The sequence below is a fragment of the Halomonas denitrificans genome (genome assembly GCF_003056305.1).
In the GTDB taxonomy this organism is placed as follows: Bacteria; Pseudomonadota; Gammaproteobacteria; order Pseudomonadales; family Halomonadaceae; genus Halomonas; species Halomonas denitrificans.
This window is the reverse complement of sequence record NZ_PYVX01000001.1, coordinates 808,193-834,649: the sequence shown is the minus strand read 5'-3', so window position 1 is coordinate 834,649 and position 26,457 is coordinate 808,193. Positions and strand designations below refer to the sequence as shown.

The 26,457-nt window shown below is 68.5% G+C and carries 22 protein-coding genes and 2 riboswitches; of the genes, 13 read left to right on the top strand and 9 right to left on the bottom strand.

The features are described from left to right. Positions 1-116: 116 nt before the first annotated feature. The 6 genes from thiC to C9F13_RS03725 all read right to left on the bottom strand — a co-directional run bounded on the left by thiC (position 117) and on the right by C9F13_RS03725 (position 8,505). Positions 117-2,006, bottom strand: coding sequence for a phosphomethylpyrimidine synthase ThiC (gene thiC, locus C9F13_RS03750; protein WP_108444865.1), 1,890 nt, complete (start codon positions 2,004-2,006; stop codon positions 117-119). Between the two features lie 80 nt (positions 2,007-2,086). Continuing rightward, a riboswitch (TPP riboswitch) is annotated at positions 2,087-2,198 on the bottom strand. An 86-nt stretch (positions 2,199-2,284) separates the two neighbouring features. Next, the gene (gene tenA, locus C9F13_RS03745; protein ID WP_108444864.1) at positions 2,285-2,953 is read right to left on the bottom strand and encodes a thiaminase II; all 669 of its coding nucleotides are present in this window, start codon (positions 2,951-2,953) and stop codon (positions 2,285-2,287) included. A 69-nt stretch (positions 2,954-3,022) separates the two neighbouring features. Beyond that, positions 3,023-3,144: riboswitch (TPP riboswitch) on the bottom strand. A gap of 107 nt (positions 3,145-3,251) precedes the next feature. After that, positions 3,252-6,629, bottom strand: a complete 3,378-nt coding sequence (locus tag C9F13_RS03740; RefSeq protein ID WP_108444863.1) for a hypothetical protein — start codon at positions 6,627-6,629, stop codon at positions 3,252-3,254. 61 nt (positions 6,630-6,690) lie between these two features. Next, positions 6,691-7,620, bottom strand: coding sequence for a lysophospholipid acyltransferase family protein (locus C9F13_RS03735; RefSeq protein ID WP_108444862.1), 930 nt, complete (start codon positions 7,618-7,620; stop codon positions 6,691-6,693). A 3-nt stretch (positions 7,621-7,623) separates the two neighbouring features. Further along, positions 7,624-8,007, bottom strand: coding sequence for a DUF4870 family protein (locus tag C9F13_RS03730; protein WP_108444861.1), 384 nt, complete (start codon positions 8,005-8,007; stop codon positions 7,624-7,626). Between the two features lie 99 nt (positions 8,008-8,106). Beyond that, positions 8,107-8,505 (bottom strand): VOC family protein, encoded by a 399-nt coding sequence (locus C9F13_RS03725; RefSeq protein WP_108444860.1) that lies wholly within the window; start codon positions 8,503-8,505, stop codon positions 8,107-8,109. 39 nt (positions 8,506-8,544) lie between these two features. Here C9F13_RS03725 and C9F13_RS03720 point away from each other — a divergent pair, with 39 nt between their 5' ends. The 8 genes from C9F13_RS03720 to C9F13_RS03680 all read left to right on the top strand — a co-directional run bounded on the left by C9F13_RS03720 (position 8,545) and on the right by C9F13_RS03680 (position 18,487). Continuing rightward, positions 8,545-9,183: a class I SAM-dependent methyltransferase gene (locus tag C9F13_RS03720; RefSeq protein WP_108444859.1), complete on the top strand. Its 639-nt coding sequence runs from the start codon at positions 8,545-8,547 to the stop codon at positions 9,181-9,183. Between the two features lie 168 nt (positions 9,184-9,351). Further along, positions 9,352-10,746 (top strand): MFS transporter, encoded by a 1,395-nt coding sequence (locus C9F13_RS03715; protein WP_108444858.1) that lies wholly within the window; start codon positions 9,352-9,354, stop codon positions 10,744-10,746. Positions 10,747-10,900: 154 nt separating this feature from the next. Beyond that, on the top strand, positions 10,901-12,697 hold the full coding sequence (locus C9F13_RS03710; protein WP_108444857.1) for an acyl-CoA dehydrogenase: 1,797 nt from the start codon (positions 10,901-10,903) through the stop codon (positions 12,695-12,697). 75 nt (positions 12,698-12,772) lie between these two features. Continuing rightward, positions 12,773-14,404, top strand: coding sequence for an acyl-CoA synthetase (locus C9F13_RS03705; protein ID WP_108444856.1), 1,632 nt, complete (start codon positions 12,773-12,775; stop codon positions 14,402-14,404). 42 nt (positions 14,405-14,446) lie between these two features. After that, positions 14,447-15,295, top strand: a complete 849-nt coding sequence (locus C9F13_RS03700; RefSeq protein ID WP_108444855.1) for a 3-hydroxybutyryl-CoA dehydrogenase — start codon at positions 14,447-14,449, stop codon at positions 15,293-15,295. Positions 15,296-15,536: 241 nt separating this feature from the next. Further along, positions 15,537-16,310, top strand: a complete 774-nt coding sequence (locus C9F13_RS03695; protein ID WP_108444854.1) for an enoyl-CoA hydratase-related protein — start codon at positions 15,537-15,539, stop codon at positions 16,308-16,310. Positions 16,311-16,856: 546 nt separating this feature from the next. Then, entirely contained in the window at positions 16,857-18,056 is a 1,200-nt protein-coding gene (locus C9F13_RS03685; protein ID WP_108444852.1) for an NAD(P)/FAD-dependent oxidoreductase, read from the top strand. A gap of 17 nt (positions 18,057-18,073) precedes the next feature. Next, positions 18,074-18,487, top strand: a complete 414-nt coding sequence (locus tag C9F13_RS03680; RefSeq protein WP_108444851.1) for a helical membrane plugin domain-containing protein — start codon at positions 18,074-18,076, stop codon at positions 18,485-18,487. Positions 18,488-18,670: 183 nt separating this feature from the next. On the opposite strand, the gene thpD is transcribed toward C9F13_RS03680, so the two are convergent. Next, a complete protein-coding gene (gene thpD / locus C9F13_RS03675) occupies positions 18,671-19,615 on the bottom strand; it encodes an ectoine hydroxylase (protein WP_108444850.1) in 945 nt (314 codons plus the stop codon). 258 nt (positions 19,616-19,873) lie between these two features. On the opposite strand from thpD, the gene rbsD reads away from it, so the two are divergent. Genes rbsD through C9F13_RS03650 form a run of 5 tightly spaced genes read left to right on the top strand, consistent with a single transcriptional unit; the run spans position 19,874 to position 24,795 of the window. Then, positions 19,874-20,293: a D-ribose pyranase gene (gene rbsD, locus C9F13_RS03670; protein ID WP_108444849.1), complete on the top strand. Its 420-nt coding sequence runs from the start codon at positions 19,874-19,876 to the stop codon at positions 20,291-20,293. Then, positions 20,290-21,822 carry a sugar ABC transporter ATP-binding protein gene (locus C9F13_RS03665; RefSeq protein ID WP_245888696.1) on the top strand — a complete coding sequence of 511 codons (1,533 nt, stop codon included), beginning with the start codon at positions 20,290-20,292 and terminating at the stop codon, positions 21,820-21,822. Before rbsD ends, C9F13_RS03665 begins: the two co-directional genes overlap by 4 nt. A gap of 6 nt (positions 21,823-21,828) precedes the next feature. Then, positions 21,829-22,794: a ribose ABC transporter permease gene (gene rbsC, locus C9F13_RS03660; protein WP_108444847.1), complete on the top strand. Its 966-nt coding sequence runs from the start codon at positions 21,829-21,831 to the stop codon at positions 22,792-22,794. A 50-nt stretch (positions 22,795-22,844) separates the two neighbouring features. Next, a complete protein-coding gene (gene rbsB, locus C9F13_RS03655) occupies positions 22,845-23,732 on the top strand; it encodes a ribose ABC transporter substrate-binding protein RbsB (RefSeq protein WP_108444846.1) in 888 nt (295 codons plus the stop codon). Positions 23,733-23,763: 31 nt separating this feature from the next. Next, complete coding sequence (locus C9F13_RS03650) at positions 23,764-24,795, top strand: LacI family DNA-binding transcriptional regulator (protein WP_108444845.1); 1,032 nt, start codon at positions 23,764-23,766, stop codon at positions 24,793-24,795. On the opposite strand, the gene C9F13_RS03645 is transcribed toward C9F13_RS03650, so the two are convergent. Together C9F13_RS03645 and C9F13_RS03640 are read right to left on the bottom strand one after the other, a co-directional pair. Further along, positions 24,776-25,531: a Mut7-C RNAse domain-containing protein gene (locus C9F13_RS03645; RefSeq protein ID WP_108444844.1), complete on the bottom strand. Its 756-nt coding sequence runs from the start codon at positions 25,529-25,531 to the stop codon at positions 24,776-24,778. The two genes, C9F13_RS03650 and C9F13_RS03645, sit on opposite strands and share 20 nt — an antisense overlap. Positions 25,532-25,566: 35 nt before the next feature. Beyond that, entirely contained in the window at positions 25,567-26,448 is an 882-nt protein-coding gene (locus C9F13_RS03640) for a DMT family transporter (RefSeq protein ID WP_108444843.1), read from the bottom strand. Between the last annotated feature and the right edge of the window lie 9 nt (positions 26,449-26,457).

The following is a 26,457-nucleotide window of genomic DNA, read 5'->3' as shown; positions in this document are numbered from 1 at the left end:
CGGGCGTACGTTCGCCGCGCCATGAAAAAACGCCCCCGCCGGCTGACCGGCGGGGGCGTTCGAGTGTGTGAGGGGAGCCCGCGACCGTCAGGGACGGCGACGGTCGGGGCGTCGCCTCAGACCTCCTTGTAGAGCTCGGCGCCCTCCTGGCGGAACTTCTCGGCCTGCTCCTCCATGCCCTTCATCACCGCGGGCTGGTCGCCGTCGAGGCCCTTGTCCTTGGCGTAGTCGCGGACCTCCTGGCTGATCTTCATCGAGCAGAACTTGGGCCCGCACATGGAGCAGAAGTGCGCCACCTTGGCGGAGTCCTTGGGCAGGGTCTCGTCGTGGTATTCCCGGGCGGTGTCCGGGTCGAGGCCCAGGTTGAACTGATCCTCCCAGCGGAACTCGAAGCGCGCCTTGGAGAGCGCGTTGTCGCGGCGTTGGGCGGCCGGGTGGCCCTTGGCGAGGTCGGCGGCGTGGGCGGCGATCTTGTAGGTGATGATGCCGGTCTTGACGTCGTCCTTGTTGGGCAGGCCCAGGTGCTCCTTGGGCGTGACGTAGCAGAGCATGGCGCAGCCGTACCAGCCGATCATCGCCGCGCCGATGCCGGAGGTGATGTGGTCGTAGCCGGGGGCGATGTCGGTGGTCAGCGGCCCGAGGGTGTAGAAGGGCGCCTCGTCACACTCGGTGAGCTGCTTGTCCATGTTCTCCTTGATCAGGTGCATGGGCACGTGGCCCGGGCCCTCGATCATCACCTGGACGTCGTGCTGCCAGGCGATGCGGGTCAGCTCGCCCAGGGTCTCGAGCTCGGCGAACTGCGCCTCGTCGTTGGCGTCGGCCACCGAGCCCGGGCGCAGGCCGTCGCCCAGCGAGAAGGCCACATCATACTTCTTGCAGATCTCGCAGATCTCCTCGAAGTGGGTGTAGAGGAAGCTCTCCTGGTGGTGGAAGAGGCACCACTTGGCCATGATCGACCCGCCCCGGGAGACGATGCCGGTGACCCGCTTGGCGGTCAGCGGCACGTAGCGCAGCAGCACCCCGGCGTGGATGGTGAAGTAGTCCACGCCCTGCTCGGCCTGCTCGATCAGGGTGTCGCGGAACACCTCCCAGGTGAGGTCCTCGGCCACGCCGTTGACCTTCTCCAGCGCCTGGTAGATCGGCACGGTGCCGATCGGCACCGGAGCGTTGCGGATGATCCACTCGCGGGTCTCGTGGATGTTCTGCCCGGTGGAGAGGTCCATGATGGTGTCCGAGCCCCAGCGGATGCCCCAGGTCATCTTGTCGACCTCGTCCTCGATGGAGGAGGTGACCGCCGAGTTGCCGAGGTTGCCGTTGATCTTCACCAGGAAGTTGCGGCCGATGATCATCGGCTCGGACTCCGGGTGGTTGATGTTGCAGGGGATGATCGCCCGGCCGGCGGCCACCTCGTCGCGCACGAACTCCGGGGTGATCTCCTCGGGGAGGCGGGCGCCGAAGCCCTGGCCGGCGTGCTGGTGGCCGAGGATTCGCTCGACCTCCTCGCTGCCGAGCGCCTGGCGACGCTGGTTCTCGCGAATGGCGATGAACTCCATCTCCGGGGTGATGATGCCCTGGCGGGCGTAGTGGAGCTGGGTGACGTTGCGACCCTCCTTGGCGCGACGGGGCGTGCGGGTCAGGTCGAAGCGCAGGTTGGCGAGCATCGGGTCGTTGGCGCGCCGGCGGCCGTACTCGGAGGTCGGGCCGTCGAGCTGCTCGGTATCGCCGCGCTCCTCGATCCAGGCGCGGCGCAGCTCGGGAAGGCCCTGGCGCAGGTCGATCTCGGCCTCGGGGTCGGTGTAGGGACCGGAGGTGTCATAGACCAGCAGCGGCGGGTTGGCCTCGTCCTCGCCGGAGGTCCTGGTCGGCGAGAGTGAGATCTCGCGGAACGGGACCCGGATATCGGGGCGCGAGCCCTCGACGTAGACCTTGCGCGAGCCGGGCAGCGGCTGGATGGCGGCCTCGTCGACGCGGGCGCTCTCGGCGAGGAAATGGGCGGTCTTGCTCATGGTGTTCTCCCTTGGATTGTCGGGGGTCTTGTTCAGGGAGGACACAGGCGGGAAGGACAGGGGCCGGGCGTCAGGGGGCACGCGGCCTGTCGCTTGATCCCTACGCTGGTCCTAGCCAGTTCAGGTTCAACGGGATCCATGCTGGCAAGCGCATGGTCTCAGCCGTCATCAACGGCGCCCCGTCAAGCGTTGGTGGTCGGGCAATCTCGCGATTCCCCTTCTATCCCGTGGGTGGGCGGCCTGACCAGAACCAGCCCGGGACGTCAGGTGGGGCCAGCTCAGAGGCGCTGGTCGAGCCCCATCTGCCAGAAGTCGATCTCGAGCCGGGTGGCATCGCGGAACACCGCGGTGAGCTCGGCGAAGCGCGCCGGCGTCACCTCTGCCAGGCGCGCGTCGAGCCAGGCGCGCTCGTCCGCCATGGCCTGCTGGAAGGCCTCGCTCTCGTACATGGTGATCCAGGCGTCATAGGGGTTCGCGTCGCCGCGCACCGTGGTGGCGCGGCCGTTGAGCCACTGGGCGATCTCGCCGTAGCCGACCAGGCAGGGGGCGAGGGCCACGTGCAGGTCGAGCAGGTCGCCGCGGTGGCCGGTGTCCAGCACGTAGCGGGTGTAGGCCAGCGTCGCGCGGGCCTCCGGCAGCCGCTCCAGGTCCTGCTCGGCGATGCCCCAGCCGCGGCAGTACTCCACGTGCAGTCCCAGCTCCACGTCGAGGATGGTCTTGAGGCCCTCGAAGGCGTGGCGCAGCTCGCCGAGGTCGCGGCTCTTGTAGGCAGCCAGGGCGTAGGCCCGGGCGAAGTGGATCAGGAACAGGTAGTCCTGCTGGAGGTAGTGGCGAAAGGCCCCCTCCTCGAGGGTGGCGTCGCCGAGCCGGCGCACGAACGCATGCTCGATGTAGCCGCGCCAGTCGTCCTGGCAGGCCGCGGTAAGGTCGTCGAAACGGTAGCCCATCATGCCTCCGGTCAGGGGTCGATCCGGAAGCGGGGCAGGAGAGGGTGGCCAGGGAAGGTGCCGGGCGGGCACTGGTCACCGCTTGATTCCTACGCCGGTACTAGCCGGATCAGGTTCCACGGGACCAGCGCTCGGTGTCTTCACACCCCGCGCCATCTCAGCCGGCTCTACCGGCACCCCGTCAAGCGAAGCACTTACCTTAGCATCCTGTCGTCGTCTTGCCACCCTCTGAGGGGATGCCGGTGTCGGCACTCCCGTCTTTCGGCACCGGCTCCCCGCCGGTTGGTACCGCGACGCATCATTCCGGCTCGGCATCCAGCAGGTCGATCCACTCCCTCCGCTCGGGAAGGGTCAGCTCGCTGGCGGGCCGACCGCTGGCATACCACTCGCGGACGTTGCGCAGCTGCCATCGCCGGCGGTCGCCGAGAAGCTCGATGCCCAGACGAAAGGGCCCGTAGCGGGCGAGGGCGCGGCCAGACAGGCGGGCATCGCGAAGGGCGACGTTAGCCAGCAGCTCCAGGCGTTCGCCGCCCTGCACGGCGAGGTCCTCCAGGCGGAGGGTGTCGTCGACGAACATCACGCGCGCCGCGCCGCGTACCTCGCCGAGCGTCAGCCTGTCGCGCAGCCAGCCCCGCTCCTTGGTCGAGTCGATGAACAAATTGACCAGCAGGCCGCTGTCGCGCATGGCCAGGTCGACTCGGGCGTCGAGCGCCAGCGGGGCCACCCAGCGCATCTCTCCCTCGGGGATTTCGAGGCGCGCCCACCAGCCTCGGGTGAGGCCGCCGGCGGCGTCTTCCAGTCGCACGTCGCGCATGCTCAGCTGCGAGCCGGACACGTCGAAGCGCAACGTCTCCAGGTCGCCATCGGAGAGGCGCGTCGTCAGCGTCAAGTTGCCCTCGAGGATCTGGTCATCGATGGCGAGGCGGGCGTCGGAGGCGTGAAGCTGCAGGCTGCCCTCGGCCCCCAGGCCCTCCAGCCGCAGGTGGGTGGCCATCGTCGCCTGGCCCGAGAGGAAGACGATGCCGGCATCCTTCGGCAGGTAGTCGTTGAAGGCGGCGAGATCCAGTATTGCCACATCGGGCATGTCGATGCGCGTGCTGAGTGCCCCCAGGCCCTCGCCGGGGTCGAGGTGGGGCGACTGGCTGCGGATCTCCAGCAGTCGGCCGTCGATCAGCGCGTCGCTTCCCCCTTGGCGGCGCAGGCCGAAGCGGGGCAGGGAGAGGTGCAGCTGCGCGCCGGGGGCGGTGGTCTCGAGCACCAGCGAGCCGTCGCCGAAGGCCTCGTAGTGCAGGAAGCGCACGGCGAGCCGGTCGGAGTGCACGCGAAGCCGGCTTTCCGGCATCACCTCGCCGTTCGCCAGGTCGAGGTCGAGGCCCAGGCGTCCGCCCCCCTCGACGCCCAGGCCATGTTCGTCAGGCAGGAAGGCATTGAGGAAGCCGAGCCGGTCGAGCTGGCCATCCAGCTGCAGGGTGCCGGCCAGCGGTTGGCGTGGCGCCTCCCGGCCGGGCCAGTCGAAGCCGCCCTCGAGGCGCGCCTGGCGCAGCACCAGCCGGGTGCGAAGCGTCTCTCCGCGACTCGACGAGGCGGTCAGTGCCAACCGGCTGCCGGACAGGTCGACTCGCTGGCGGTCGGGAAGGATCTCGCCAAGCTCCAGGGTCACGTCCAGCTCGCCCTGGAACTCCTCCTCCAGCAGGCGCCCCCGGATCGCGTCGCCGGCGAGTGTGATGCGCCCACGGCCCCGGTCGTCCTCCAGCACGATGCGCCCTCGGCTGTCGGCCCATCCGGCGGCCAGCTCCAGCGGCGCGGCCTCTGGGAGGTAGGCGTTGAGCACCGCCACATCGGGGATGCGCGCGCCGTGCCACTCCACCGTCAGCGAGCGGGAGCCCGGGAGCTGCGGTCCTGCACTCGCCGTGCCGGTGAGAGAGAGCCGCTCGGCCTGGAAGAGTCGGCGGCCATCCGCGAGGCGGGTGAGATCCACCTCATGGAAGGCGAGCGCGAGATCTGCCTGCGGATCGGTGCCGTCGGAACCCAGGGTGAGGTGCGCCTGACCCTCGCCGCGAGCCTGGACGCCTAGGAAGCGCACACCCAGCGCCTCGGAGCGCACCTCCAGCTGGCTGCCCTCCAGCGGCTGCCCCTCCTGGATGCGCAGGGTACCGGCGAGCCGGCCGCCGCCTTCCAGGGCCAGTCCGACGCCGTCGAAGCGTTGGGCGAGGAAGGGGGTGAGCATGCCGAGATGGTCCGCCCGGCCATGCAGTTCCACATCCGCCGACCAGAGAGAGGCGGCGTCGAGCGCCGGGGCGGCATCCGGGGCTCGCCAGGCCAGCGGGAACTGGAATCGGGCCCTGGGCAGTTGCAGCTCGGCGTTGAGCGGCTGCGCTTCGCCCGGGGCGGCGGCGTCGAGGTCGAGTCTCGCGCCGGAGATGTCCACCAGGCCGCGTTCGACGTCGAGCTCGGTAATCGGCAGGTGCAGGTCGAGTCGTCCCGTCAGCGACTGCTCGCCCAGGCCCAGGGCCAGGGCCTCGCCGGAGAGGTCGAATCCCCCGCTCAGGCGCTCGCCGTCATAGTTCAGCTCGCCCTGCAGCTGTGCCACGCCGCCCTCCAGCGTCCATGGCACCCCGGCCGGGAGATAGCGGTCGAGGGCGGCGATGTCGCCCACCTCGGTGTTCCGCCAGTTAAGGCGGGCCCGGACATGACGCGCCTCGTGACGCGGGTCGGAGAGCGCCTGAAGGCGCAGGGTGGGGGCGGTGAGGTCGAGCTCGAAGCCGTCGCCGTGGAGCAGCGGGGGAGCCCCGGGGGACGCGGCGACATCGGCCATCTCGATGTCGTCGAGGTCGACGGTGAGGCGGGTGCGCTCCTTCATCTCGGCCACCACCGACCCGGCGCCATCGATCCGATAGCGTACCCCCTCCTCCAGCCAGTGGCGCTCGTCGAGTCGCACGCTCAGCTGCGGGGAGTCGAGGCGCAGGCGGCTGCCTGGCTGTACCTCGCCCTCCTCGATCATGACCTCGCCGCGCAGGTCGCCGCTGCCATCGATCTCCAGCCAGCCGAGCGAGGCGAGGTAGGGGTTGAAGACGGTGTAGGCATCGCTGCGACCGGCCAGGACAACGGTACCCGAGACGGCGCGTCCCGCCTCGGTGCCGGTCGCCTCGGCCAGCGCCAGCGGAGCGAGGGACAGGTCGGCCTCCAGGGTGACGCCCTGCACCAGTCGCGTGTCGTCCTTCAGCACGGCACCGTCGTCCAGCGTCAGCCGCACCGCCTCCGCGGCCAGCGTGCCGGCTCCCCAATGAAGGCCCGCCAGGTGCAGGCGGCCGCGTCCCTGCAGGCGGTAGGCATCCAGCCTGGCGTGGCGGATGCCCTCGGCATCGAGGCGGCGAAGCCGGACCTCACGACTGAGCAGCGGGGCGAGTGCGACGCCCAGCGTGGCGGCCGCTGCCTCAAGCGCGACGTGGTGTTCGGCGGCGGTGCCGGCAAGGCTTAGACCGGCCACCCGCAGGTGGCCGGGAAAGGCCGTCCAGGCCCGCTCCCACTCCAGCGTGAAGTGCGGCGCGCGGTCGAGTTGGCGGCGTCCCCAGTCGCTGTTGAGCAGGACGTTGGCGATGACGAGGTAGAGAGCATAGAGGGCCGCCAGGAGGAGGGCGAGCCGGGCCAGCGTCCTGAGCGGCGTGGGACGAATCATGGAAGGCGTTGGCGTGTCGGATGCATGGGGACACCTTCAGGTCGGACGGCAACAGCCGCGCTCAATAGAGCCGGAAGCGCTTCCAGCCGGGCTTGCCCTCGGCCTCCTCGGGGGTCTTGCGATAGCGCTTGTACTCCCACTGGTACTGGACCGGGTCCAGGGCGATGGTCGACTCCACGCAGGCGTTGACCCCGGCGGCCGAGACCGCCTCGTCGGGGTCGTAGACCCGCTCGTCGGCGGCCAGGAAGTGCAGGGCGTAGCCCCGGCCGGGCAGGCGCAGGGCGACGCCGGTGACGACCCGCGCCTCGGTGCGGGCCACCAGCTTGGGCAGCAGGGTGGCGGTGTAGGCGGGTCGGCCGAAGAAGGGGGCGAAGACCCCGCTGCCCCAGCTGGGCACCTGGTCGGGCAGGATGCCGACCGCCTCCGAGCGCTTGAGCGCCTTGAGCAGGGCGGCCACGCCGCGGGGATTGGTCGGCACCAGGCGGGCGCCGCGGCGCTCGCGGCCCTGGCGGATGATCGGGTCCAGCCCGGCGAGCTTGGGGGGCTCGTACATGGCGGTGAAGGGGAAGTGGCCGGAGAGCCAGAAGTTCAGCACCTCCCAGTTGCCGAAGTGGGGCGCCAGCACGATGACGCCGCGCCCCTCGGCGCGGGCCTCGTCGAGGAGCTCGCGGCCGTGGACCTCGATGATCGACCCCTCGACCCGCTCGGGGTCGCCCATCCAGGCGAAGCCGAGCTCCAGCATGGTGGCGGCGGAGTGGGTCAGGCTCTGGCGCGCCAGTCGCCCTCGCTCGGCGTCGCTGCGCGAGGGGTAGGCCTCGGCCAGGTTGATACGGGTGACCGTGCGCTCGCGGGTACTGAAGCGCTCGACCAGCGGACCGATCATCCGGGCCAGCCGCCACAGGGTCGTCAGGCGCCGGTTGGCGAGGCTGCGCCACAGGGTGGCGATGGCGCGCGCCTGGCAGGCCGGCAGGCGGGAGTCACCGTCGCTCATGTTTTACACCCACCAGGTATCGACGTTGTCCGGCGCACGCCGCTCGTTGAGCGCCTTGAGGCCCTTCACGCAGCGGATCACCAGCCACACCACGGCGGCCAGCCAGGTCAGAAAGCCGATCAGTACCAGGGTGAGCAGGCCGGAGATGCCGAAGTAGAGCAGGGCCATCCAGAAGGTGCGGATCTGGTAGCGGTAGTGCTCGTCGAGCCAGTCGGGCCCGTTGCCGCGGTAGACGTAGGCGATCACCACGGCCACCAGCGAGGTCAGCCCGCCGGTGACCATGCCCGCCAGGTGCAGCACGTACACCACGATGGGAATGGTCGTGTCGGGGGCGCTGCCCTGTTCGGCGACGGCCCGGTCATCATCTCGGTGCAAGTTGTCGTTCATGGCTCGTCCCTGATGGTGGCTTGGCTGGCGCCAATGATACCGACCGGCGCCGACAATGACACCGGGTCGCCCCGGCGATCGCCCTGGCAGGTCGCGTCGTCAGGAGGCGGCGGGCTGGGGCTTCACGGGACGGCTGATCTCGATGAGGTTGCCGTCGGGGTCGCGCAGGTAGAGCGAGCTGAGCTCGCCCGTGGCGCCCTGGCGGGGCACCGGGCCGAGCTCCACCTCCACGTCCAGCGCCTCCAGGTGGCGCTGCACCTCGTCCAGCGGCAGCAGGCTGCGCACGCAGAGATCCACGCTGCCGGGGGTGGGCGTGGCGGCCCGGGGGGTGATGTCGGTGGCAGTCCAGTGCAGGCGCAGGGCCATGTCGCCCAGCATCAGGTCGACGCGTTCACGGTCGCGGTAGCGGACCTCGAGCCCGAGGACGCGGGAGTAGAAGTCCACGGCGCGGGATATGTCGGTCACGGTGATGACCAGGTGGTCCAGACCTGACAGCATGCATGTCTCCTCGGAATGATGGCCTGGCAAGAGAATACGATGATGCTGATCTGTCCGCTATGCGCGTCGGTCGATACCGCGCCCTTTCACCGCGACGCCCGGCGCGACTATCAGCGCTGTGGACGCTGTGAACTGGTCTTCGTGCCGCCGGCCCAGCGCCTCGATGCGGCGGCGGAGCGGGCGGTCTACGACCAGCACGAGAATAGCCCCGATGACCCCGGCTATCGTCGCTTCCTGTCGCGGCTCTTCGACCCGCTGCGCGCAAGGCTCGCCCCGGGCGCGCCCGGCCTCGACTTCGGCGCGGGCCCGGGGCCGACCCTCTCGGTGATGTTCGAGGAGGCCGGCCATCCGATGGCCATCTATGACCCCTTCTACGCGTCGGATGCCAGCGTGCTCGGGCGCCGCTACGCGTTCATCACGGCCACCGAGGTGGCGGAGCACCTCTTCGCCCCCGGCGAGGAGCTCGAGCGGCTGGTCGACCGGCTCGAGCCCGGCGGCTGGCTGGGACTGATGACCAAGCGCGTCACGACCCGCGAGGCCTTCGTCGGCTGGCACTACATCCTCGACCCCACCCACGTCTGTTTCTTCAGCGACGCGACCTTCACCTGGTTCGCCCGGCGCCACGATCTGCGCGTGTACTTCCCCGCCGACGACGTGGTATTGCTGCAGCGCGGGTAATCGGGCTTCGTTCAATAACGTGTCATTATCGTAAGGAAAAAAGCCGTGAATCGGCCCCGCCAGGGGGATTGGCGGCGCCCGGCGGCGAGCGTATATTCGACCCATCGAGTTCATGCTGCCCGACCGCGGTGGCTTTCACCCACCCCGTCCGTCGCGAGATTCTTGCCCATGTCTCGGCAGTTGCTGCTCATGGCCCTGGCACCCCTGCTGGGGCTCTTCATTCTGGGGATCGGCAACGGTTTCCTGGCCACCGTGATCACCCTGCGCCTGGACGCCGCCGGCGAGTCGCCGGTGGTGATCGGCTGGGTCTCCTCCGCCTACTTCGTCGGCCTGGCGCTGGGCGCCATGCTCAATGACCGGCTGCTGCTGCGCATCGGCCATATCCGCGCCTACGGCAGCTTCGCCTCGCTGGTGGCGGTCACCGTGCTGCTGCAGGGGCTGGTCGCCGAGCCCTGGGCCTGGTTCGCGCTGCGCCTGATCGGCGGCTGGGCCACGGTGGGGGTGTACCTGGTCATCGAGAGCTGGCTCTTGGCCTCCGGCGATGCACGGGTGCGTGGTCGCCTGCTGGCGCTCTACATGATCGCGCTCTACGGTGCCGGCGTACTCGGCCAGCTGCTGCTAGGCGTCACCGAGGCGATGGGCGGACCGGCGTCGTTCATGGTGATCGGCCTCTTGGCCTCGCTCTCGGTGCTGCCCATGGCGATGATCCCGCGCGTCTCGCCGCTGATCGAGAAGGCCGAGCCGCTCTCGCCGCTGCGCCTGGTCACCCTGACCCCCACCGGGGTGATGGGTAGCTTCGGCTCGGGGCTGGCGGTGGCCGCCGCCTACTCGCTGCTGCCCCTCTACCTGCAACGCACCGGGCTCTCCGTCGACCGGGTCGGCCAGATGATGGCGGTGATGGTGCTCGGCGCCATGCTGCTGCAGTACCCGGTCGGGCGCTGGTCGGACCGCCACGACCGCCAGCTGGTGCTGATCCTGATCGGCGCCTTCTGCACCCTGATTTCCGCGGCGGTGCTCTGGCTGCCGATGAACACGGCGGTGTTGGCGGCGCTGCTGTTCCTGCTCGGCGGCGGCATCTTCTCGCTCTATCCGGTGGCGGTGGGCCACGCCGCCGACCGTGCCCCGGCCGGGGCACTCGTGCGCATGAGCCAGGGCCTGCTGCTGATCAATGCCATCGGCTCGGCGGTGAGTCCGCCGCTGGTCTCGCCGGTGATGAGCCTGCTCGGCGATGCCGGCCTCTTCTGGGCCTTCGGGGCCATGGGCCTGTTACTGGTGCTCTTCTTTAGCTGGCGGCGCAGCGTGCGTCCGGCGCCGGTGCCGGTGGCTCCGTTCTCCGCCTCCACTCCGATGTCCTCGGCGGGCGCCGAGCTCGCCGTCACCGAGGAGTGGGTGCAGGGCGCCCTGGAGCACGAGCACGTGGAGGACCTTTCCGAGGCCGGTGCCATGGCCGACGTCGAGGTGGCGGAAGCCCTGGTGGGCCCGCCACCCCCGGACGAGCCGCACATCGTCTACTACGACGAGGACACGGAGCCGGAAAAACCGTCGGCCCCCGCCCACGCCTGATGCCACACGAGCCCGCCGCCCTGCCGCGGGCTCGTGCACATCCACGCCTCCCGACGGGCAGGGAGCGACCCTCTTGAAGGACGACCTTGGGCTAATGGCCAACGAAAAGTAGGGAATCTACTATCGTGGCTATCATTTTTCCCAGAGGTGCTCCATGACTCCCTATGCCGCTCCCGTCCGCGACCTTCGTTTCGTGCTGGAGGAATTGCTCGAGCACGGCTCCCTGGCCCTGCCCGGCTTCGAGGAGGCCAGCCCCGACCTGGTCGAGGCGGTGCTCGAGGAGGCGGCGAAGCTCGCCGGTGACGTCTGGGCCCCGCTCAACGCCAGCGGCGACCGCCAGGGCTGCGTCCGCCGCCAGGACGGCTCGGTGAGCGTGCCCGACGGCTTCATCGAGGCCTACCGCGCCTACGCCGAGGGCGGCTGGAACGGCATCGGCGTCAGCGAGGCACGGGGCGGACAGGGCCTGCCCGAAGTGGTGGCGAGCGCGGTGCAGGAGATGCTCCACGGCGCCAACATGGCCCTCGGGCTCTGCCCGATGCTCACCGCCGGCGCCATCGAGGCGCTGGCCCACCACGGCAGCGAGACGCTCCAGGCCCGCTACCTGCCGAAGCTGGTCGAGGGCACCTGGACCGGCACCATGAACCTCACCGAGCCCCAGGCCGGCTCCGATCTCTCCAAGGTGCGCACCCGCGCCGTGCCCCAGGAGGACGGCAGCTATCGGCTCTTCGGCCAGAAGATCTACATCACCTGGGGCGAGCACGACGCCGCCGAGAACATCCTGCACCTGGTGCTGGCGCGCACGCCGGACGCCCCCGAGGGCAACAAGGGTATCTCGCTGTTCCTGGTGCCCAAATACCTGGTCGACGACGACGGTTCGCTCGGCGAGCGCAACGACGTCATCTGCGCCTCCCTCGAGCACAAGCTGGGCATCCACGGCTCGCCGACCTGCACCCTGAGCTTCGGCGAGAACGCCGGCGCCGTCGGCTACCTGGTGGGCGAGCAGGGGCGAGGCCTCAACCACATGTTCACCATGATGAACGAGGCGCGCCACAAGGTGGGCGTGCAGGGCATCGGCGTGGCCGAGCGGGCCTGCCAGCACGCCTTCGCCTACGCCCTGGACCGCGTGCAGGGCAGGCGCCCGGCGCACCGCGGCGGGGGCGAGTGTCCCATCGGCGACCACCTGGACGTGCGGCGCATGCTGCTCTCCATGCGCGCCCGCACCGATGCGCTGCGCGCGCTGGCCCTCTACTGCGCCGCCCAGCTCGACGTGGCGCGCCACGCCGCGGACGAGAACGAGCGCGAGGCCGCCCAGGCGCGGGCCGAGGTGCTGATCCCGGTGGTCAAGGCCTTCTCCACCGACCAGGCCGTGGAGATCGCCTCGCTCGGCGTGCAGGTGCACGGTGGCATGGGCTTCATCGAGGAGACCGGCGCCGCCCAGCTGCTGCGCGACGCCCGGATCGCGCCCATCTACGAGGGTACCAACGGCATCCAGGCCCTGGACCTGGCCGGGCGCAAGCTGCAGCGCGACGGCGGCCGGGCCCTGGGCTCGCTGATCGACGAGGTGGAGGGTTCCGCCCGGGCGCTGTGTGCCGCCCCCGGGCTGGCGCCGCTCGGCGAGGCGCTCGCCGCCGGCGCCGCCGACCTCACCGCGGCACTGGCCGTGCTGCTCGAGCAGGGCTGCGATCCCGAGCGCGGCCCCGACGCCGTCCAGGCCTACGCCACGCCCTTCCTGAGCCTCGCCGGCCACGTGCTCTGCGCCTGGCAGATGGGGCGCTCGGCGCTGGCGGCCACCGCCGCACGCCAGGATGGCAGCGACGATCCCTTCTACGCGACCAAGCTCGCGAGCGCCGACTACGCCCTGCGCCAGTGGCTGCCCGTGGGGCGCGCCCAGCGCGCGGTGATCGAGGCCGGCATGGAGAGCCTCGTCGCCTTCGAGCCCGGCGCCCAGTAAGCCTTGAGCCGAAAGCCTCCCCGCCGCCGGCCTTCGGGCCGGCGGCGACCCACCGGAACCTCCGTGGAGCCCATCATGACCCAGAGCATCTTCGAGCAGGGCCTGCCCCAGACGCCGGCCAACCACGTGGCGCTCTCGCCGCTGACCTTCATCGAGCGCAGCGCCAGCGTCTACCCCGACTACCCGGCGGTGGTGCACGGCGAGATCCGCCGCAGCTGGGCCGAGACCTGGGAGCGCTGCCGGCGCCTCGCCTCGGCGCTTGAGCGTCGCGGCATCAAGCCCGGCCAGACCGTGGCCGCCATGCTGCCCAACGTGCCGGCGATGTTCGAGGCGCACTTCGGCGTGCCGCTGGCGGGCTGCGTGCTCAACACCCTCAACATCCGCCTGGACGCCGAGGCCATCGCCTACATGCTCGAGCACGGCGAGGCCCAGGCCGTGCTGGTCGACCCCGAGTTCGCAGAGGTGATCGAGGCCGCGGTGGCCGGCCTTGCGCACAAGCCGCTGCTGATCGACGTCGACGATGCGCTCTACGAGGGCGAGGCGCGCCGCATCGGCGAGGTGGAGTACGAGGCGCTGCTGGCCGAGGGCGACCCGGAGTACGCCTACGTGCTGCCCCAGGACGAGTGGCAGGCGATCTCGCTCAACTACACCTCCGGCACCACCGGCAAGCCCAAGGGGGTGGTCTACCACCACCGCGGTGCCTACCTGAACGCGGTGAGCAACATCCTCGAATGGGCCATGCCCCACCATCCGGTCTATCTGTGGACGCTGCCGATGTTCCACTGCAACGGCTGGTGCTTCCCCTGGACCATCGCCGCCCGGGCCGGCGTCAGCGTCTGCCTGCGCCGGGTCGACCCGAAGCGGGTCATGGACCTGCTCGCCGACGAGGGCGTGACCCACTTCAGCGGTGCGCCCATCATCCTCAACGGCCTGGTCAACCTGCCCGACGAGCAGAAGCGCGACTTCGACCACCCGGTGAAGGTCACCACCGCCGGCGCCGCGCCGCCCGCCTCGGTGATCGCCGGCGTCGAAGGGCTCGGCATCGAGGTGACCCACGTCTACGGCCTGACCGAGGTCTACGGCCCGGTGACCGTCTGCGCCTGGCGCGAGGCCTGGAACGAGTTGCCCCTGGAGCAGCGCGCCCGGATCAAGGCCCGCCAGGGCGTGCGCTACCACATGCTCGAGGCGCTCTGCGTGGCCGACCCGACCACCCTCGAGCCGGTGCCCAAGGACGGCGAGACCATCGGCGAGATCCTGATGCGCGGCAACAACGTCATGAAGGGCTACCTCAAGAACGAGGCGGCCACCGAGCAGGCGCTGGAGGGCGGCTGGTACCATACCGGCGACCTGGCGGTCTGGCATCCGGACGGCTACCTCGAGATCAAGGACCGCTCCAAGGACATTATCATCTCCGGCGGCGAGAACATCTCCACCATCGAGGTGGAGGACGCCGTCTACTCGCATCCGGCGGTGGAGGAGGCCGCGGTGGTGGCCAAGCCCGACGAGAAGTGGGGCGAGACGCCCTGCGCCTTCGTCAAGCTCAAGGTGGGCTACGGCGAGGTCACCGAGGAGGAGATCATCGAGCACTGCCGCAAGCACCTGGCCCGCTTCAAGGTGCCGAAGACCGTGATCTTCACCGAGCTGCCCAAGACCTCCACCGGTAAGATCCAGAAGTTCGTGCTGCGCGAAGAAGCCAGGAATCAATAGGTTGTCAGAACCAACCGGATCAACGGAATCAAGGAGAGTGCTATGAGTGAGCAACCGATCGGCGTGGTCGGCGCCGGCACCATGGGCCAGGGCATCGCCCAGGTGCTGGCGGCGAGCGGCTTCGAGGTCAAGCTCTACGACGTCGCCGACGAGCAGCTCGGCCGCGCCACGGCGGCCATCGACAAGGGGCTCGGCAAGCTGGTCGCCAAGCAGAAGCTCGGTGAGGCCGACAAGGCGGCCGCCATGGCGCGCCTGGACACCACCACCGCGCTGGACGCGCTGCGCGAGTGCGAGGTGATCATCGAGGCCGCGCCGGAGCAGCCGGCGCTCAAGGAGAAGCTCTTCCGCGACCTGAGCCGCCTCACCCACGACGCGATCCTCGCCTCCAACACCTCGTCGCTGTCGCTGACGCGCCTGGCGGGCGTCTGCGAGCGCCCCGAGCGGGTGGTCGGCATGCACTTCTTCAACCCGGTGCCGGTGCTCAAGCTGGTCGAGGTGATTCGCGCCGAGCAGACCAGTGACGCCACCGTGGCGCGCATCGAGGCCCTGGCCGAGGCGCTCGGCAAGACCGCCGTGCCGGTGGGCGACTCGCCGGGCTTCGCGGTGAATCGCCTGCTGGTGCCGATGATCAACGAGGCGGCCTTCCTGGTGCAGGAGGGCGCGGCCACCCCCGAGGCCATCGACGAGGCGATGAAGCTCGGCGCCGCCCATCCCATGGGACCGCTGGCGCTCGCCGACCTGATCGGCCTGGACGTCTGCCTGTCGATCATGGAGGTGCTGCAGGAGGGCTTCGGCGATCCCAAGTACCGCCCCTGCCCGCTGCTGCGGCGCATGGTCGATGCCGGCTACCTGGGGCGCAAGAGCGGGCGCGGCTTCCATATCTACGAGTGACCCTCTGGGGCTGTGCCGGCGACAGGCTGTCGAGCAGGCGCTGTGAATACTTCCCTGTACGCTACCGACGCCATCCCTGGCGTAGGACCTGCTCTTCAGCCTGCCCCCGGCGCCCCTGTACTTCACGGGTGGCCGGCCCCGACAAAAGAGGGGATTGCCGCCCAACCAAGCGTTCGCTAGGGTTGGGCGGTCTGCTGTCGATAACGCCTTCCCCCTCAACAACAATCCCAGGAGCCATACCATGAGCGAGACCCTGATCGAGGTCGCCGACAACGCCGGCGTCGTACGCCTGACCATCAGCCGCCCCAAGGCGCTGAACGCCCTCAACAGCGCCGTGATCGGCGAGCTGGCCGGCGTGCTGGACGAGCTGGAGCAGCGCGACGACCTGCGCGCCGTGCTGATCACCGGGGCCGGCGAGAAGTCCTTCGTCGCCGGCGCCGACATCGCCGAGATGCGCGACAAGACCCCGGAGCAGGCCCGCGCCTTCGCCGGCCAGGCGCTGAAGACCATCAAGCGCCTGGAGACCCTGCCGGTGCCGGTGGTGGCGCTGGTCAACGGCTTCTGCCTGGGCGGCGGCTGCGAGCTGGCCCTGGCCTGCGACTGGGCGGTGGCCAGCGACAACGCCATCTTCGGCCAGCCCGAGGTGCTGCTCGGCGTGATCCCCGGCTTCGGCGGCACCCAGCGCCTGCCGCGCCGCGTCGGCCCGGCCATGGCCATTGACCTGGTGACCACCGGGCGCAAGATCGATGCCCAGGAGGCGCTGCGCATCGGCCTGGTCAACCGCGTGATGCCCCAGGACGAGCTCGAGGCCTACGCCGAGGAGCTCACCAAGCAGCTCGCCGGCAACGGCCCCGAGGCGGTGCGCGGCGCCAAGCAGGCGGTCCACGACGGTCTGGACCAGGACCTCGACAGCGCGCTGGCGCTCGAGACCAGCCTGTTCGCGCTCTGCTTCGCCGGCGAGGAGCAGCGAGAGGGGATGAGCGCCTTCGTCGAGAAGCGCAAGCCGAACTTCTGATCCCGCTGCCTCTGTCCGGACACAGCGCGGCCGTGGCCTTCCTGCCACGGCCGCGCTGTCTGTCGAGCCCACCGCCCACCGCTACCCGCTGCAGATGATCGTCGACGCCTCCGACCTCTTCTCCCACCAGCCCGATGGCGTGCTCAAGGTTGCCCTCAAGGTATCGTCGATTTTCACAGCGCTTCTTCGAGTCCGATCAAGAGGCTCAATGACACTCCAAAAAATCGAGTACGAGCTCAGGGCATCACTTTCCAATATTGCCGTTTATGAGTCGCCACTTGCCGATTTTTACCCAGCCTAATTGTCGGTTTTCACCGCTCAGGGAGCCAGCGGATCAGTCTCGAGTTAGGCATCCTAAGCCATGTGCTTAGTAAACATCTCTTTACAGTTAACCTGCGCCATTCCTATTCTTGTGATGAATTATTGCTGCTCGTGGATGAATGTTTTTATTCGAGGGCATGGCTGAAGTGCTGGCCAAATAATTTGGCGGGCAGAGAGTAGTAGATTCAAGCGTCATAGTGTCACTTGTTTATTAAAGGAATGATCATGTCTACCACGAAGAAACGTGTTCTCGTTGTTGGCGGTGGGATCGGTGGTACTATGACCGCGAATCATCTGGTCGCAAAGTTTTATCCTGAAATTCTCAGGGATGAAATCGAGATCATGATGCTCTCGAACTCCCCCGACCATGTTTACAAGCCGGCCAACATGTATGTGGCCTTCAATAGCTATCATCCGCATGAGCTGGTTCGCAAGCAGCGTTCGCTGTTGCGGCCCGAGATTGTCTTTCATGTGGATGGAGTTGAAAGTTTCGAATTCGATAAAAGCCGCGTCTCGTGTGAAAGTGGCAAGCGCTACGATTATGAGTATCTCGTTATTTCCACTGGCTGTATCCCCGCGCCAGAACGTATCGAGGGTCTGAAGGAGGCCGGAGATCATTTCTATCAGACGAGGCCGGCCCAGCAACTCGCCAAGAAGTTGAGTAGCATTAACGAGGGGCGTATCTTTATCACGGTCAATTTCCCTAAGACGCCCAATGTTCCTCACCAGTGTGGCATCGCCCCGATCGAAACCACCTTGATGCTCGATGAGTATCTGCGTAAGCGCGGCGTGCGAGATCGCGTGGAAATCATATATAGCTACCCGACGGTTTCACAGCTCTTGCGCAACTGTCTTTTTTTGCAAAAGCCGACCTGCGAGATACTGCCTGGCATTTTTGATAGCAAGAACATCAAGTATCAACGTGGCTTTACCCTGGACAAGGTCGATCCCGAGTCCAAGATCGCCTATTCGGAGGAAGGGGCTTCTCAAGAGTTTGATATCCTGATGGCGACGCCGCCTATCCGGGCGGTTGATGCCGTCATAAATTCAGGTAAATCACAAGCCCAGAATAATGAAGGCTGGTTACCCACCGACTTCGAAACGTTGAAGATGTACGGTGCCGATAACGTCTATGTCATGGGAGATACCGTTGACTTGCCTGTGAGTAAAGCAGGAGGCTCATGTCATAACCAGTCGCCCATCATCGTGGAAAATATCGCCTCGGAAATCCGTCGTGGGTATACCTCTGCGATCTATGATGGGAAGGTTCAGGCAATCGCTCAGATGGGATTGGAAGCCGGCATGCCGCTCTGGTACGACTACAAGAGCGATGTCCAGGTCGCGCCACCCACCAAGCTGGGGGGCTTGATGCGGAAAACGTTTAATCGCGGTCTTTATTGGGCCGTTGCACGTGGCATGGTTTGATTCACCAGGAGACTTTCATGTCTGATCAAGAGCAGTTGGCCATGAGCTTGGAGAAACTCGCATCCGAGACGGCCCTTAATGACCATGCCACTATCGACGGCCTCAGGGCCTTGATCGATAAGGCAGCACCATTAGTTCAGGCTGGCCGGTTGAACAACATCATTGATCTGTTATCGGTCATCTCGGACAACATCGAGTTTCTAGACGAAGCGGCATTGGAAAAGACCACTAAGGTGGGTGAGGAAGTCCTGGCCCTGGGTTGGACCACCGGCAATGCCATGCGTATGGCGAATGCCCAGACCCAAGCCTTGGACAAGCCGCCGGGTCTGTTCCAGTTGATGAGCTCCCTGAAGGATCCGGATGTCCGCCGTTCGTTGCATTTTCTCATTGGGACGATGCGCATCATTGGCCGACAAATGAAACCTGATTGAGCCCGCCGTGCGCCTAGCGCCGCGCCAGAGCGATGGTGTGCTCAAGGTCGGCGTGGGGTATGCCGTGATGTCCTCAGAGCCACCATGGCCGTGCAGCACAAGGCGACTGCGCGGCCATGAGAAGCAACCGTGTCATGTAACGCGGTTCTTCGCGCTACTGACCGACCGTTCCTGCGGCGTGGGTCAGCGCAGCGGCTCGACCCCCTGGCCCGAGAGCTCCGGGAAGTCGTCGTGCATGGTCAGCGCCTCGACGTCCTCGCGAGCCGCCAGGTACTCGGGTCGCCGCGTGGGCGCCGCATAGGGCTCGTCCAGGGTGTTGTCCACGCTGTTGTAGACGAAGAACAGGTTGGAGCGCGGCCAGGGCGACATGTTCTCGTTCGAGGCGTGCAGGGTGTTGCACTCGAACAGCAGCAGCGAGCCCGCCGGCCCCTTGGGCGCCTGGATGCCGCCATGCTCGGCGAGCTGCGCCAGGGCCTGCTGGTCCGGCACGCCGACCTTCTGGGCCTTCAGCGACTCCTGCCAGTTGGCCTCGGGGGTCTCGCCCATGCAGGGCACGAAGTGGCGGTGCGAGCCGGGAATCAGCATCAGCGGGCCGTTGAACTCGCTGTTGTCGGTCAGCATCAGCGAGGCGCTGACCGCCCGCATGCGCGGCATGCCGTCCTCGGCGTGCCAGGTCTCGAAGTCCGAGTGCCAGTCGAAGCCGCTGCCCTGGAAGCCGTACTTATCGTTGATGCGCGACTGATGGATGTAGACCTCGCTGCCCAAGAGCTGGCGCACCATGCCGAGGATGCGCGGGTCGCGGGTCAGCCGGTCGAAGTGCTCGGAGAAGCGGTGCATGCCGAACACCGAGCGGATGGCGCCGCTGTTGGGGTCCTGGATGACCTGCTCGGAGCGCATCAGCGCGTCGTCCTTGGCCATCTCCTTGAGCTCCTCGAAGAACGGCTCGATGCGATCCCGCGAGAAGAAGCCGTCGAACCACAGGAAGCCATCCCGCTCGTAGCGCGAGAGGGCGACTTCATCCAGCGGGCCCTCCCAGCGACGCTGGTTGCGGGCATGCACCACCGGCTCGCGACGGGGCAGGGGGGCGCGGTGGTGGTTCAGGCGAGTGGGATAGGGATCTGCCAGCATGAGAAAACCTCCTCGTGATGTCAGTGACGCTAAACCCACTTCACTATCTTCAGTGAATCGAAGCTGACTTCAACCCCTCGGCCGGGAGAGCCGGGGCGATCGCGTCGCCGAGGAGGGGCGCCGACGTGGCGTCGTCCCGCCTTTAGCGCAATCGCCACGGGCGTCTTGCGCTGGGCATAGACTTATGGATAATCGCGACCGCAAACGTTTGCGTCCTACGCTGAAGCTCATTATCGCGATACCTCGCCTGGATGTGTCATGAAACGCCACGGCCTTCTCAATGCCCCCCTCGCCACGCTCATCGCCGAGCTTGGCCATACCGACACCTTCGTGATCGCCGATGCCGGGCTGCCGATTCCCCCGGGCGTGCCCCGGGTCGATCTGGCGCTGCGCCCCGGCCTGCCCGGCTTTCTCGAGGTGTTCGATGCGCTGGCCGACGAGCTCTGCCTGGAGGGGGTGACCCTGGCCAGCGAGCTCGCCGAGGCGAGCCCCGACCTGCATGACCGGCTCTCGGCCCGCCTCGATGCCCTGGACGCCCGGGACAAGGCCCCGATGGAGCGCACCCGGGTCGCCCACGAGGCCTTCAAGCGGCTGCTGCCCGAGGCGCGCTTCGTGGTGCGCACCGGCGAGTGCACGCCCTTCGCCAACGTCGTGCTGCGCAGCGGGGTGCCGTTTTGAGTGCCTCAGAGCAGCCGATCGAGGCCGCGCAGCCGCGCATGGCGCTGCAGGGGATCGGCAAGTCGTTCGGGGCGGTGACCGTCCTGCAGGACGTCGACCTGGACCTCTACGCCGGCCACGTGCTGGCGCTGGCCGGCGAGAATGGGGCCGGCAAGTCGACCCTGATGAAGGTGCTGAGCGGCGTCCACCAGGCCGACGCCGGGGTGATCCGCCTGCACGGCCAGGAGGTGCGCTTCACCACCCCGCGCCAGGCCATGGATGCCGGCATCGCCATCATCCACCAGGAGCTCAACCTGGTGCCGACCCTCTCCGCCGGCGAGAACATCTTCCTCGGCCGCGAGCCGCTCACCGCCTGGGGCAGCGTCGACTGGCGCCGCCTGTTCCGCGAGGCGGCCGCGCTGCTCGAGGAGCTCGAGCAGCCCATCGACCCGCGCGCGCCAGTCTCCGAGCTGAGCATCGGCCAGCAGCAGATGGTCGAGATCGCCCGGGCGTTGTCGCTGGACGCCGAGATCATCGTCATGGACGAGCCCACCGACGCGCTGACCGACGTCGAGACGGCGGTGCTCGAGCGGGTGGTCGCCACCCTGCGCGCCGCCGGCAAGTCTCTGGTGCTGATCACCCACCGGCTGGCCGAGATATTTCGCATGTGCGACGACGTCGCCGTGCTGCGCGACGGCCGCCTGGTGCATCAGGGCCCCACGGCGGAGTCCAACGAGGATCGGTTGATCCAGCAGATGGTCGGCCGCGAGCTGGCCGACCGCTACCCCTACGAGCCGCCCCAGGCCGGCGACGTGGTGCTCGAGGTCGAGCACCTGGCGGCGCCGGGCGTCGACGACGTCTCGTTCACCGCCCGCGCCGGCGAGGTGCTGGGCTTCGGCGGCCTGATGGGCGCCGGGCGCACCGAGATGTGCCGCGCCCTGTGCGGCGACGTGGCGCGCCGCGCCGGTCGGGTCCGGGTCAAGGGCCGCGAGGTGCGCTTCGCCTCGCCCCGCCAGGGCCTCGAGGCGGGGCTTGTCTACGTGCCCGAGGATCGCAAGCAGTCGGGCCTGGTGCTCGAGCACTCGGTGGCCGACAACATGTCGCTGACCGCGCTGCCGGCCTTCTGCGGCCCGCTGGGCGTCGTCCGCCACGGCCGCGAGCGCCGCGCCATCGACCACTACATCGAGGCCTTCCGCATCAAGCTGAACGATGCCGGCCAGCCGGTGAAGACCCTCTCCGGCGGCAACCAGCAGAAGGTGTCGCTGGCCAAGGCGCTGATGCCCGAGCCCGAGATCGTGATCCTCGACGAGCCCACGCGCGGGGTCGACGTCGGCGCCAAGCGTGAGATCTATCTGTTGATCAACCGGCTCAAGCGCGAGGGCAAATGCGTGCTGCTGATCTCCTCGGAGATGCCGGAGCTGATCGGCCTGTCCGATCGCATCCTCGTGCTGGCCAACGGCCACATCAGCGGTGAGTTCACCCGCGACGAGGCCACCCAGGAAAAGATCATGACCGCGGCGGCACATGTCGCCACGCCGATGGAGACTTGAGAGACCATGACTGCTACCCCCATGAATCGGTCGGCGGTGCGCCTGCTGATCGACAACAAGGCCTTCCTGGCCCTCGTGCTGCTGGTCGTGGTGAGTGCCGCCATGAGCGACAACTTCCTGACCGGGGACAACCTGCTCAACGTCCTGCGCCAGACCAGCATCAACGCCATCATCGCGATGGGCGTGACCTTCGTGATTCTGACCGCCGGCATCGACCTCTCGGTGGGCGCCGTGCTGGCGCTGAGCGGCGCCTTCGCCGCCTCGATGACCGCCTCGGGGCTCGCCCCCTGGATCAGCGTACCCGGCTCCATCGCCGCGGGCGCGGCGATGGGCATGGTGTCGGGGCTGTTCGTGGCCTACGGCCGCATCCAGGCCTTCGTGGTCACCCTGGTCGCCATGACCGTGGTGCGCGGGGCAACCCTGGTCTACACCGACGGCCGGCCGATCTCGATCGGCGGCGGTGACGTCGCCGATGCCTTCTGGCAGCTCGGCGGCGGCTACTGGATGGGGATCCCGATTCCCATCTACCTGATGTTCTTCGTCTTCGTGCTCTGTTGGGCGGTGCTGCACCACACCCGCTTTGGTCGCCACGTCTACGCCGTGGGCGGCAACGAGCAGGTCGCGCGGCTGTCGGGCATCAACGTCAACCGCATCAAGGTCAGCGTCTACGCCATCGCCGGGGCCTGCGCGGCGCTGGCCGGCGTGGTGCTGACCGCGCGCCTGGGTTCCGCCCAGCCCAATGCCGGCATGACCTACGAGCTGGACGCCATCGCCGCGGTGGTGATCGGCGGCACCAGCCTGATGGGCGGGCGCGGGCGCATCTTCGGCACCCTGGTCGGGGCGCTGGTGATCGGGGTGCTCAACAACGCCCTGAACATCCTCGGCGTCTCGTCCTACTTCCAGATGATCGCCAAGGGCGCGGTCATCCTGCTGGCGGTACTGATCGACAGCCGCTCGCAGTCCTCGTCCTGAGCTCGCCCCGAGCCGGGACACTCGACACTCGACCGCAGGAGCCTTGCCACATGAAAAAGCTGATCCTGGCCACCGCCGTGGCCGCCGGAGTGGGCCTCGGTACGGCCCAGAACGCCATGGCCGACCGTATTGCCCTGGTGATCTCGACCCTCAACAACCCCTTCTTCGTGACCCTGCAGGAGGGCGCCCAGGCCCAGGCGGAGGCACTCGGCCATGAGCTGATCGTGCTCGACTCGAGCAACGACGCCGCGCGTGAGCTCTCCAACGTCGAGGACGCCCTGTCCCGTGACGTCGACGTGCTGCTGATCAACCCCACCGACTCCGATGCCGTGGCCTCCAGCGTGCGCACCGCTAACGCCCAGGACGTGCCGGTGATCACCCTGGACCGCAGCGCCAACGGCGGCAACGTGGTCTCGCACATCGCCTCCGACAACGTGGCGGGCGGCGAGATGGCCGGCGAGTTCATCATCGAGCAGCTCGGCGGCGAGGGTAAGGTCGTGCAGCTCGAGGGCGTGCCCGGCGCCTCGGCGACCCGCAACCGCGGCGAGGGCTTCATGAACGCCATCGAGATGATGGACGGCATCGAGCTGGTGGCCACCCAGCCGGCCAACTTCAACCGCAGCGAAGGCCTCAACGTCATGGAGAACCTGCTCCAGGCGCACCAGCAGATCGACGCGGTGTTCGCCCAGAACGACGAGATGGCCCTCGGCGCCCAGCGCGCGCTGCAGGCGAGCGGGCTCGACGACGTCGTGCTGGTCGGCTTCGACGGCACCGACGACGGCATCCAGGCCGTCAACGACGGCAAGATGAGCGCCACCATCGCCCAGCAGCCGGCGCGCATCGGCGAGTTCGGCGTGACCGCCGCCGACCGCCTGCTCAAGGGCGAGAGCGTCGAGGCCAACGTGCCGGTGCCGCTGCAGCTGGTGGTTCAGGAGTAACGCCGGTGACGGAAAGGCTGGGCGCCGCGCCATGATTCGTCTCAAGGACGTCGCCCGGCAGTCGGGCGTCTCGGTGACCACGGTCTCCCACGTGGTCAACGGGACGCGGCGCGTTGCCCCCGCCACCCAGGTGCGGGTGCAGCGCGCCATCGCCGAGCTCGGCTATCGGCCCGACAGTATCGCCCGGGCCCTGAAGTCGAACCGCAGCCGCACGATCGGCATGATCGTGACGGCCGCCAACAACCCCTTCTTCGCGGAGATCATCCGCGGCGTCGAGGATCACTGCTTCGCCCACGGCTACAGCCTGATGCTGTGCAACACGGGCGATGCCGACACTCGACAGCTCACCTACCTGCAGGCCCTGCGCGACAAGCGCGTCGACGGCCTGATCGTGATGACCGCCCACAGCGGTCCCGACTTCCTGGCGGCGCTGGCACGCCAGCCGCTGCCCACCGTGTTGATGGATGCCGACCCGACCAGCGGCGAGGAGATCGCCGTGGTCAATGACGACTCGCGCCTCGGGGCGCGGCTCGCCATCGAGCACCTGCTGGAACGCGGCTTGACCGACATCGCGCTGCTGACCGGGCCCGCCACGCACCCGCGCTCGCGGGAGCGCCTGGCCGGCGCCTTGGAGACGCTGGCGGAGGCGGGCCTGCGCTCGCCCGAGTCGCGCATCGTCGCCACCAACCTGATGGCCGACGGCGGCCACGCCGCCATGCGTCGGCTGCTCGAGGCGTCGTCGCCGCCCCAGGCGCTGTTCGCCTTCAACGACCTGGTGGCGATCGGCGCCATGCGCGCGGCCCGCGAGCACGGGCTTGCGCTTCCCGACGACCTCTCGGTGGTCGGCTACGACGACATCGAGCTCGGCCGCTACCTCACCCCGGCCCTGACCACAGTGCATCAGCCGGTCTACGAGCTGGGCGCGATGGCCAGCGCCCAGCTGATCGAGCGCCTGGAGCACGACCGCCCCCTGCAGCCGGTGCTGCGGCTCGATCCCAGCCTGGTCGTGCGAGAGTCGGTGAGGGAGCCGGCGAGCGAGTCGCTCAGCGCTCGCTCTTCCTGAGCCCTCGCCGCCTGAGGCGCGCCACGCGTTCTTCCAGACGCGCGACATGGCTGCCGTGCCAGTAGAGCTGGCCGCACGCCTCGCATTCCAGAAACGCCTCGGCATGGCGGCGGGTCAGCGGCTCCAGCCGGTGAAGCACCGCCGCCTTCTCGACGCTCGCCAGCCGGCCGTTGCAGCGCGCGCAGCGGGTGAAGGGGGCGAAGGCGGGATAGAGGTCGAACTCGTCGCACACCTCCTCGACCTGGCGCCAGGGATCGGTGTGGCGCACCCAGTGGGCGAGGCGGATGCGCTTGCGCCGCAGCAGCGGGCGGTCGCGGGTCAGCACCACGCGATCCTCCCGCTCGGCGATGGCGGCCAGCTCCGCATCGGCGATGTCGGGGCGGTAGCGGCAGTCGAAACCGAGCAGGCGCAGGTGGCGGGCGAGCCGGCCGAGGTGGGCGTCCAGCACGAAGCGCGGGCAGGCCGGGGGCGTTGGGCGCAGGTGCTGCGCCGCCTCGGGGGCGGTTGGCCAGGGGTAGACCTCGACCCGCTCACCGCCGGCCAGGAGATGATCGAAGCCCACCGAGGCGCCGTCGACCAGGATGACGTCGACCTCGGTATGGGGCACGCCCAGCGACTCGATCACGTCCTTGATCGCCGCCCGCCGCGTGGCGGCAAGCGTCAGCGTCCGGCCGCGCCGGGCAGGCTTCAGCAGGTCGTTCAGCCGGTCATGGAAGCGAAGCTCGACGTCGGCCATGGCGTCTCCCGCCGGCGGGTGGATGCTCGCTCAGTCTAGGCCAGCGCCCGGCGCTGAAGCCGGATCATCCGCGTGGCGATGGCGGTGCCCGCCAGGGTGATCGCCATGCCGGCGAGGATCTGCAGGCTGAGCCCCTCGTCGAGCAGCAGGTAGCCCCACAGCAGGGCGCTGACCGGCACCAGGAAGGTGACGGTGGAGGTCGCGGTGGCGCCGGCGCTGGCGATCAGGCCGAAGTAGAGCAGGAAGGCCAGGGCGGTGCTCAGCACCGCCAGCGCCAGGCCGTTGCCCCAGGCCAGGCCGCTGATCGGCGCCTCGGGCCAGAGCAGCAGCCCCGGCACCAGCAGGATCAGCGCCGAGGCGGCGGTGCTGCCGGCCGCCAGCACCCGCACCGGCAGGTGCGAGAGGTGGCGCCGGGCGTAGTTGCCGGCGATGCCGTAGCAGAAGGTGGCGCCCAGCACCGCGAGGATGAACCAGCCGTCGCCGCCCAGCGCGAAGTCCAGACGGTCCGCCGAGAGCACGTAGACGCCGAACAGCGCCAGGGCGAGCCCCAGGTACTGCTGGCGCTGCACCGGAGTGGCGAAGAACAGCGCCCCGATCAGCGCGGTGAAGATCGGCGTGGTGGCGTTGATCAGCGAGGTGAAGCCCGCCTCCAGCCGGGTGGTGGCGAGCGCCAGCAGCGAGAAGGGCAGCACGTGGTTGATCAGGCCGAGCAGCAGCAGCCGGCCCGCGTGCTCGCGCACCAGGCGCAGGTAGCGCAGGCTCAAAAGCAGTGGTACCAGCAGCAGCGCCCCGATGCCCATGCGCAGCAGGATCAGCGGCACGGGACCGAACTCGGGCACCGCCACCCGCATGAAGATGAATGACATGCCCCACAGCGTGGAGAGCAGGATCAGGCGCAGGGTATCGGCCGCTGACATTCGACGTCC

What these genes read in the sequence shown, in the direction of transcription:
- C9F13_RS03715 (WP_108444858.1), top strand. Translation starts at nt 9,352, where the DNA reads ATGTCTCGGCAGTTGCTGCTCATGGCCCTGGCACCCCTGCTGGGGCTC.
- C9F13_RS03735 (WP_108444862.1), bottom strand. Translation starts at nt 7,620, where the DNA reads ATGAGCGACGGTGACTCCCGCCTGCCGGCCTGCCAGGCGCGCGCCATC.
- thiC (WP_108444865.1), bottom strand. Translation starts at nt 2,006, where the DNA reads ATGAGCAAGACCGCCCATTTCCTCGCCGAGAGCGCCCGCGTCGACGAG.
- C9F13_RS03685 (WP_108444852.1), top strand. Translation starts at nt 16,857, where the DNA reads ATGTCTACCACGAAGAAACGTGTTCTCGTTGTTGGCGGTGGGATCGGT.
- thpD (WP_108444850.1), bottom strand. Translation starts at nt 19,615, where the DNA reads ATGCTGGCAGATCCCTATCCCACTCGCCTGAACCACCACCGCGCCCCC.
- C9F13_RS03695 (WP_108444854.1), top strand. Translation starts at nt 15,537, where the DNA reads ATGAGCGAGACCCTGATCGAGGTCGCCGACAACGCCGGCGTCGTACGC.
- rbsC (WP_108444847.1), top strand. Translation starts at nt 21,829, where the DNA reads ATGACTGCTACCCCCATGAATCGGTCGGCGGTGCGCCTGCTGATCGAC.
- rbsD (WP_108444849.1), top strand. Translation starts at nt 19,874, where the DNA reads ATGAAACGCCACGGCCTTCTCAATGCCCCCCTCGCCACGCTCATCGCC.
- C9F13_RS03720 (WP_108444859.1), top strand. Translation starts at nt 8,545, where the DNA reads ATGATGCTGATCTGTCCGCTATGCGCGTCGGTCGATACCGCGCCCTTT.
- C9F13_RS03645 (WP_108444844.1), bottom strand. Translation starts at nt 25,531, where the DNA reads ATGGCCGACGTCGAGCTTCGCTTCCATGACCGGCTGAACGACCTGCTG.
- C9F13_RS03725 (WP_108444860.1), bottom strand. Translation starts at nt 8,505, where the DNA reads ATGCTGTCAGGTCTGGACCACCTGGTCATCACCGTGACCGACATATCC.
- C9F13_RS03730 (WP_108444861.1), bottom strand. Translation starts at nt 8,007, where the DNA reads ATGAACGACAACTTGCACCGAGATGATGACCGGGCCGTCGCCGAACAG.
- C9F13_RS03640 (WP_108444843.1), bottom strand. Translation starts at nt 26,448, where the DNA reads ATGTCAGCGGCCGATACCCTGCGCCTGATCCTGCTCTCCACGCTGTGG.
- tenA (WP_108444864.1), bottom strand. Translation starts at nt 2,953, where the DNA reads ATGGGCTACCGTTTCGACGACCTTACCGCGGCCTGCCAGGACGACTGG.
- C9F13_RS03650 (WP_108444845.1), top strand. Translation starts at nt 23,764, where the DNA reads ATGATTCGTCTCAAGGACGTCGCCCGGCAGTCGGGCGTCTCGGTGACC.
- C9F13_RS03680 (WP_108444851.1), top strand. Translation starts at nt 18,074, where the DNA reads ATGTCTGATCAAGAGCAGTTGGCCATGAGCTTGGAGAAACTCGCATCC.
- C9F13_RS03740 (WP_108444863.1), bottom strand. Translation starts at nt 6,629, where the DNA reads ATGATTCGTCCCACGCCGCTCAGGACGCTGGCCCGGCTCGCCCTCCTC.
- C9F13_RS03710 (WP_108444857.1), top strand. Translation starts at nt 10,901, where the DNA reads ATGACTCCCTATGCCGCTCCCGTCCGCGACCTTCGTTTCGTGCTGGAG.
- C9F13_RS03705 (WP_108444856.1), top strand. Translation starts at nt 12,773, where the DNA reads ATGACCCAGAGCATCTTCGAGCAGGGCCTGCCCCAGACGCCGGCCAAC.
- rbsB (WP_108444846.1), top strand. Translation starts at nt 22,845, where the DNA reads ATGAAAAAGCTGATCCTGGCCACCGCCGTGGCCGCCGGAGTGGGCCTC.
- C9F13_RS03700 (WP_108444855.1), top strand. Translation starts at nt 14,447, where the DNA reads ATGAGTGAGCAACCGATCGGCGTGGTCGGCGCCGGCACCATGGGCCAG.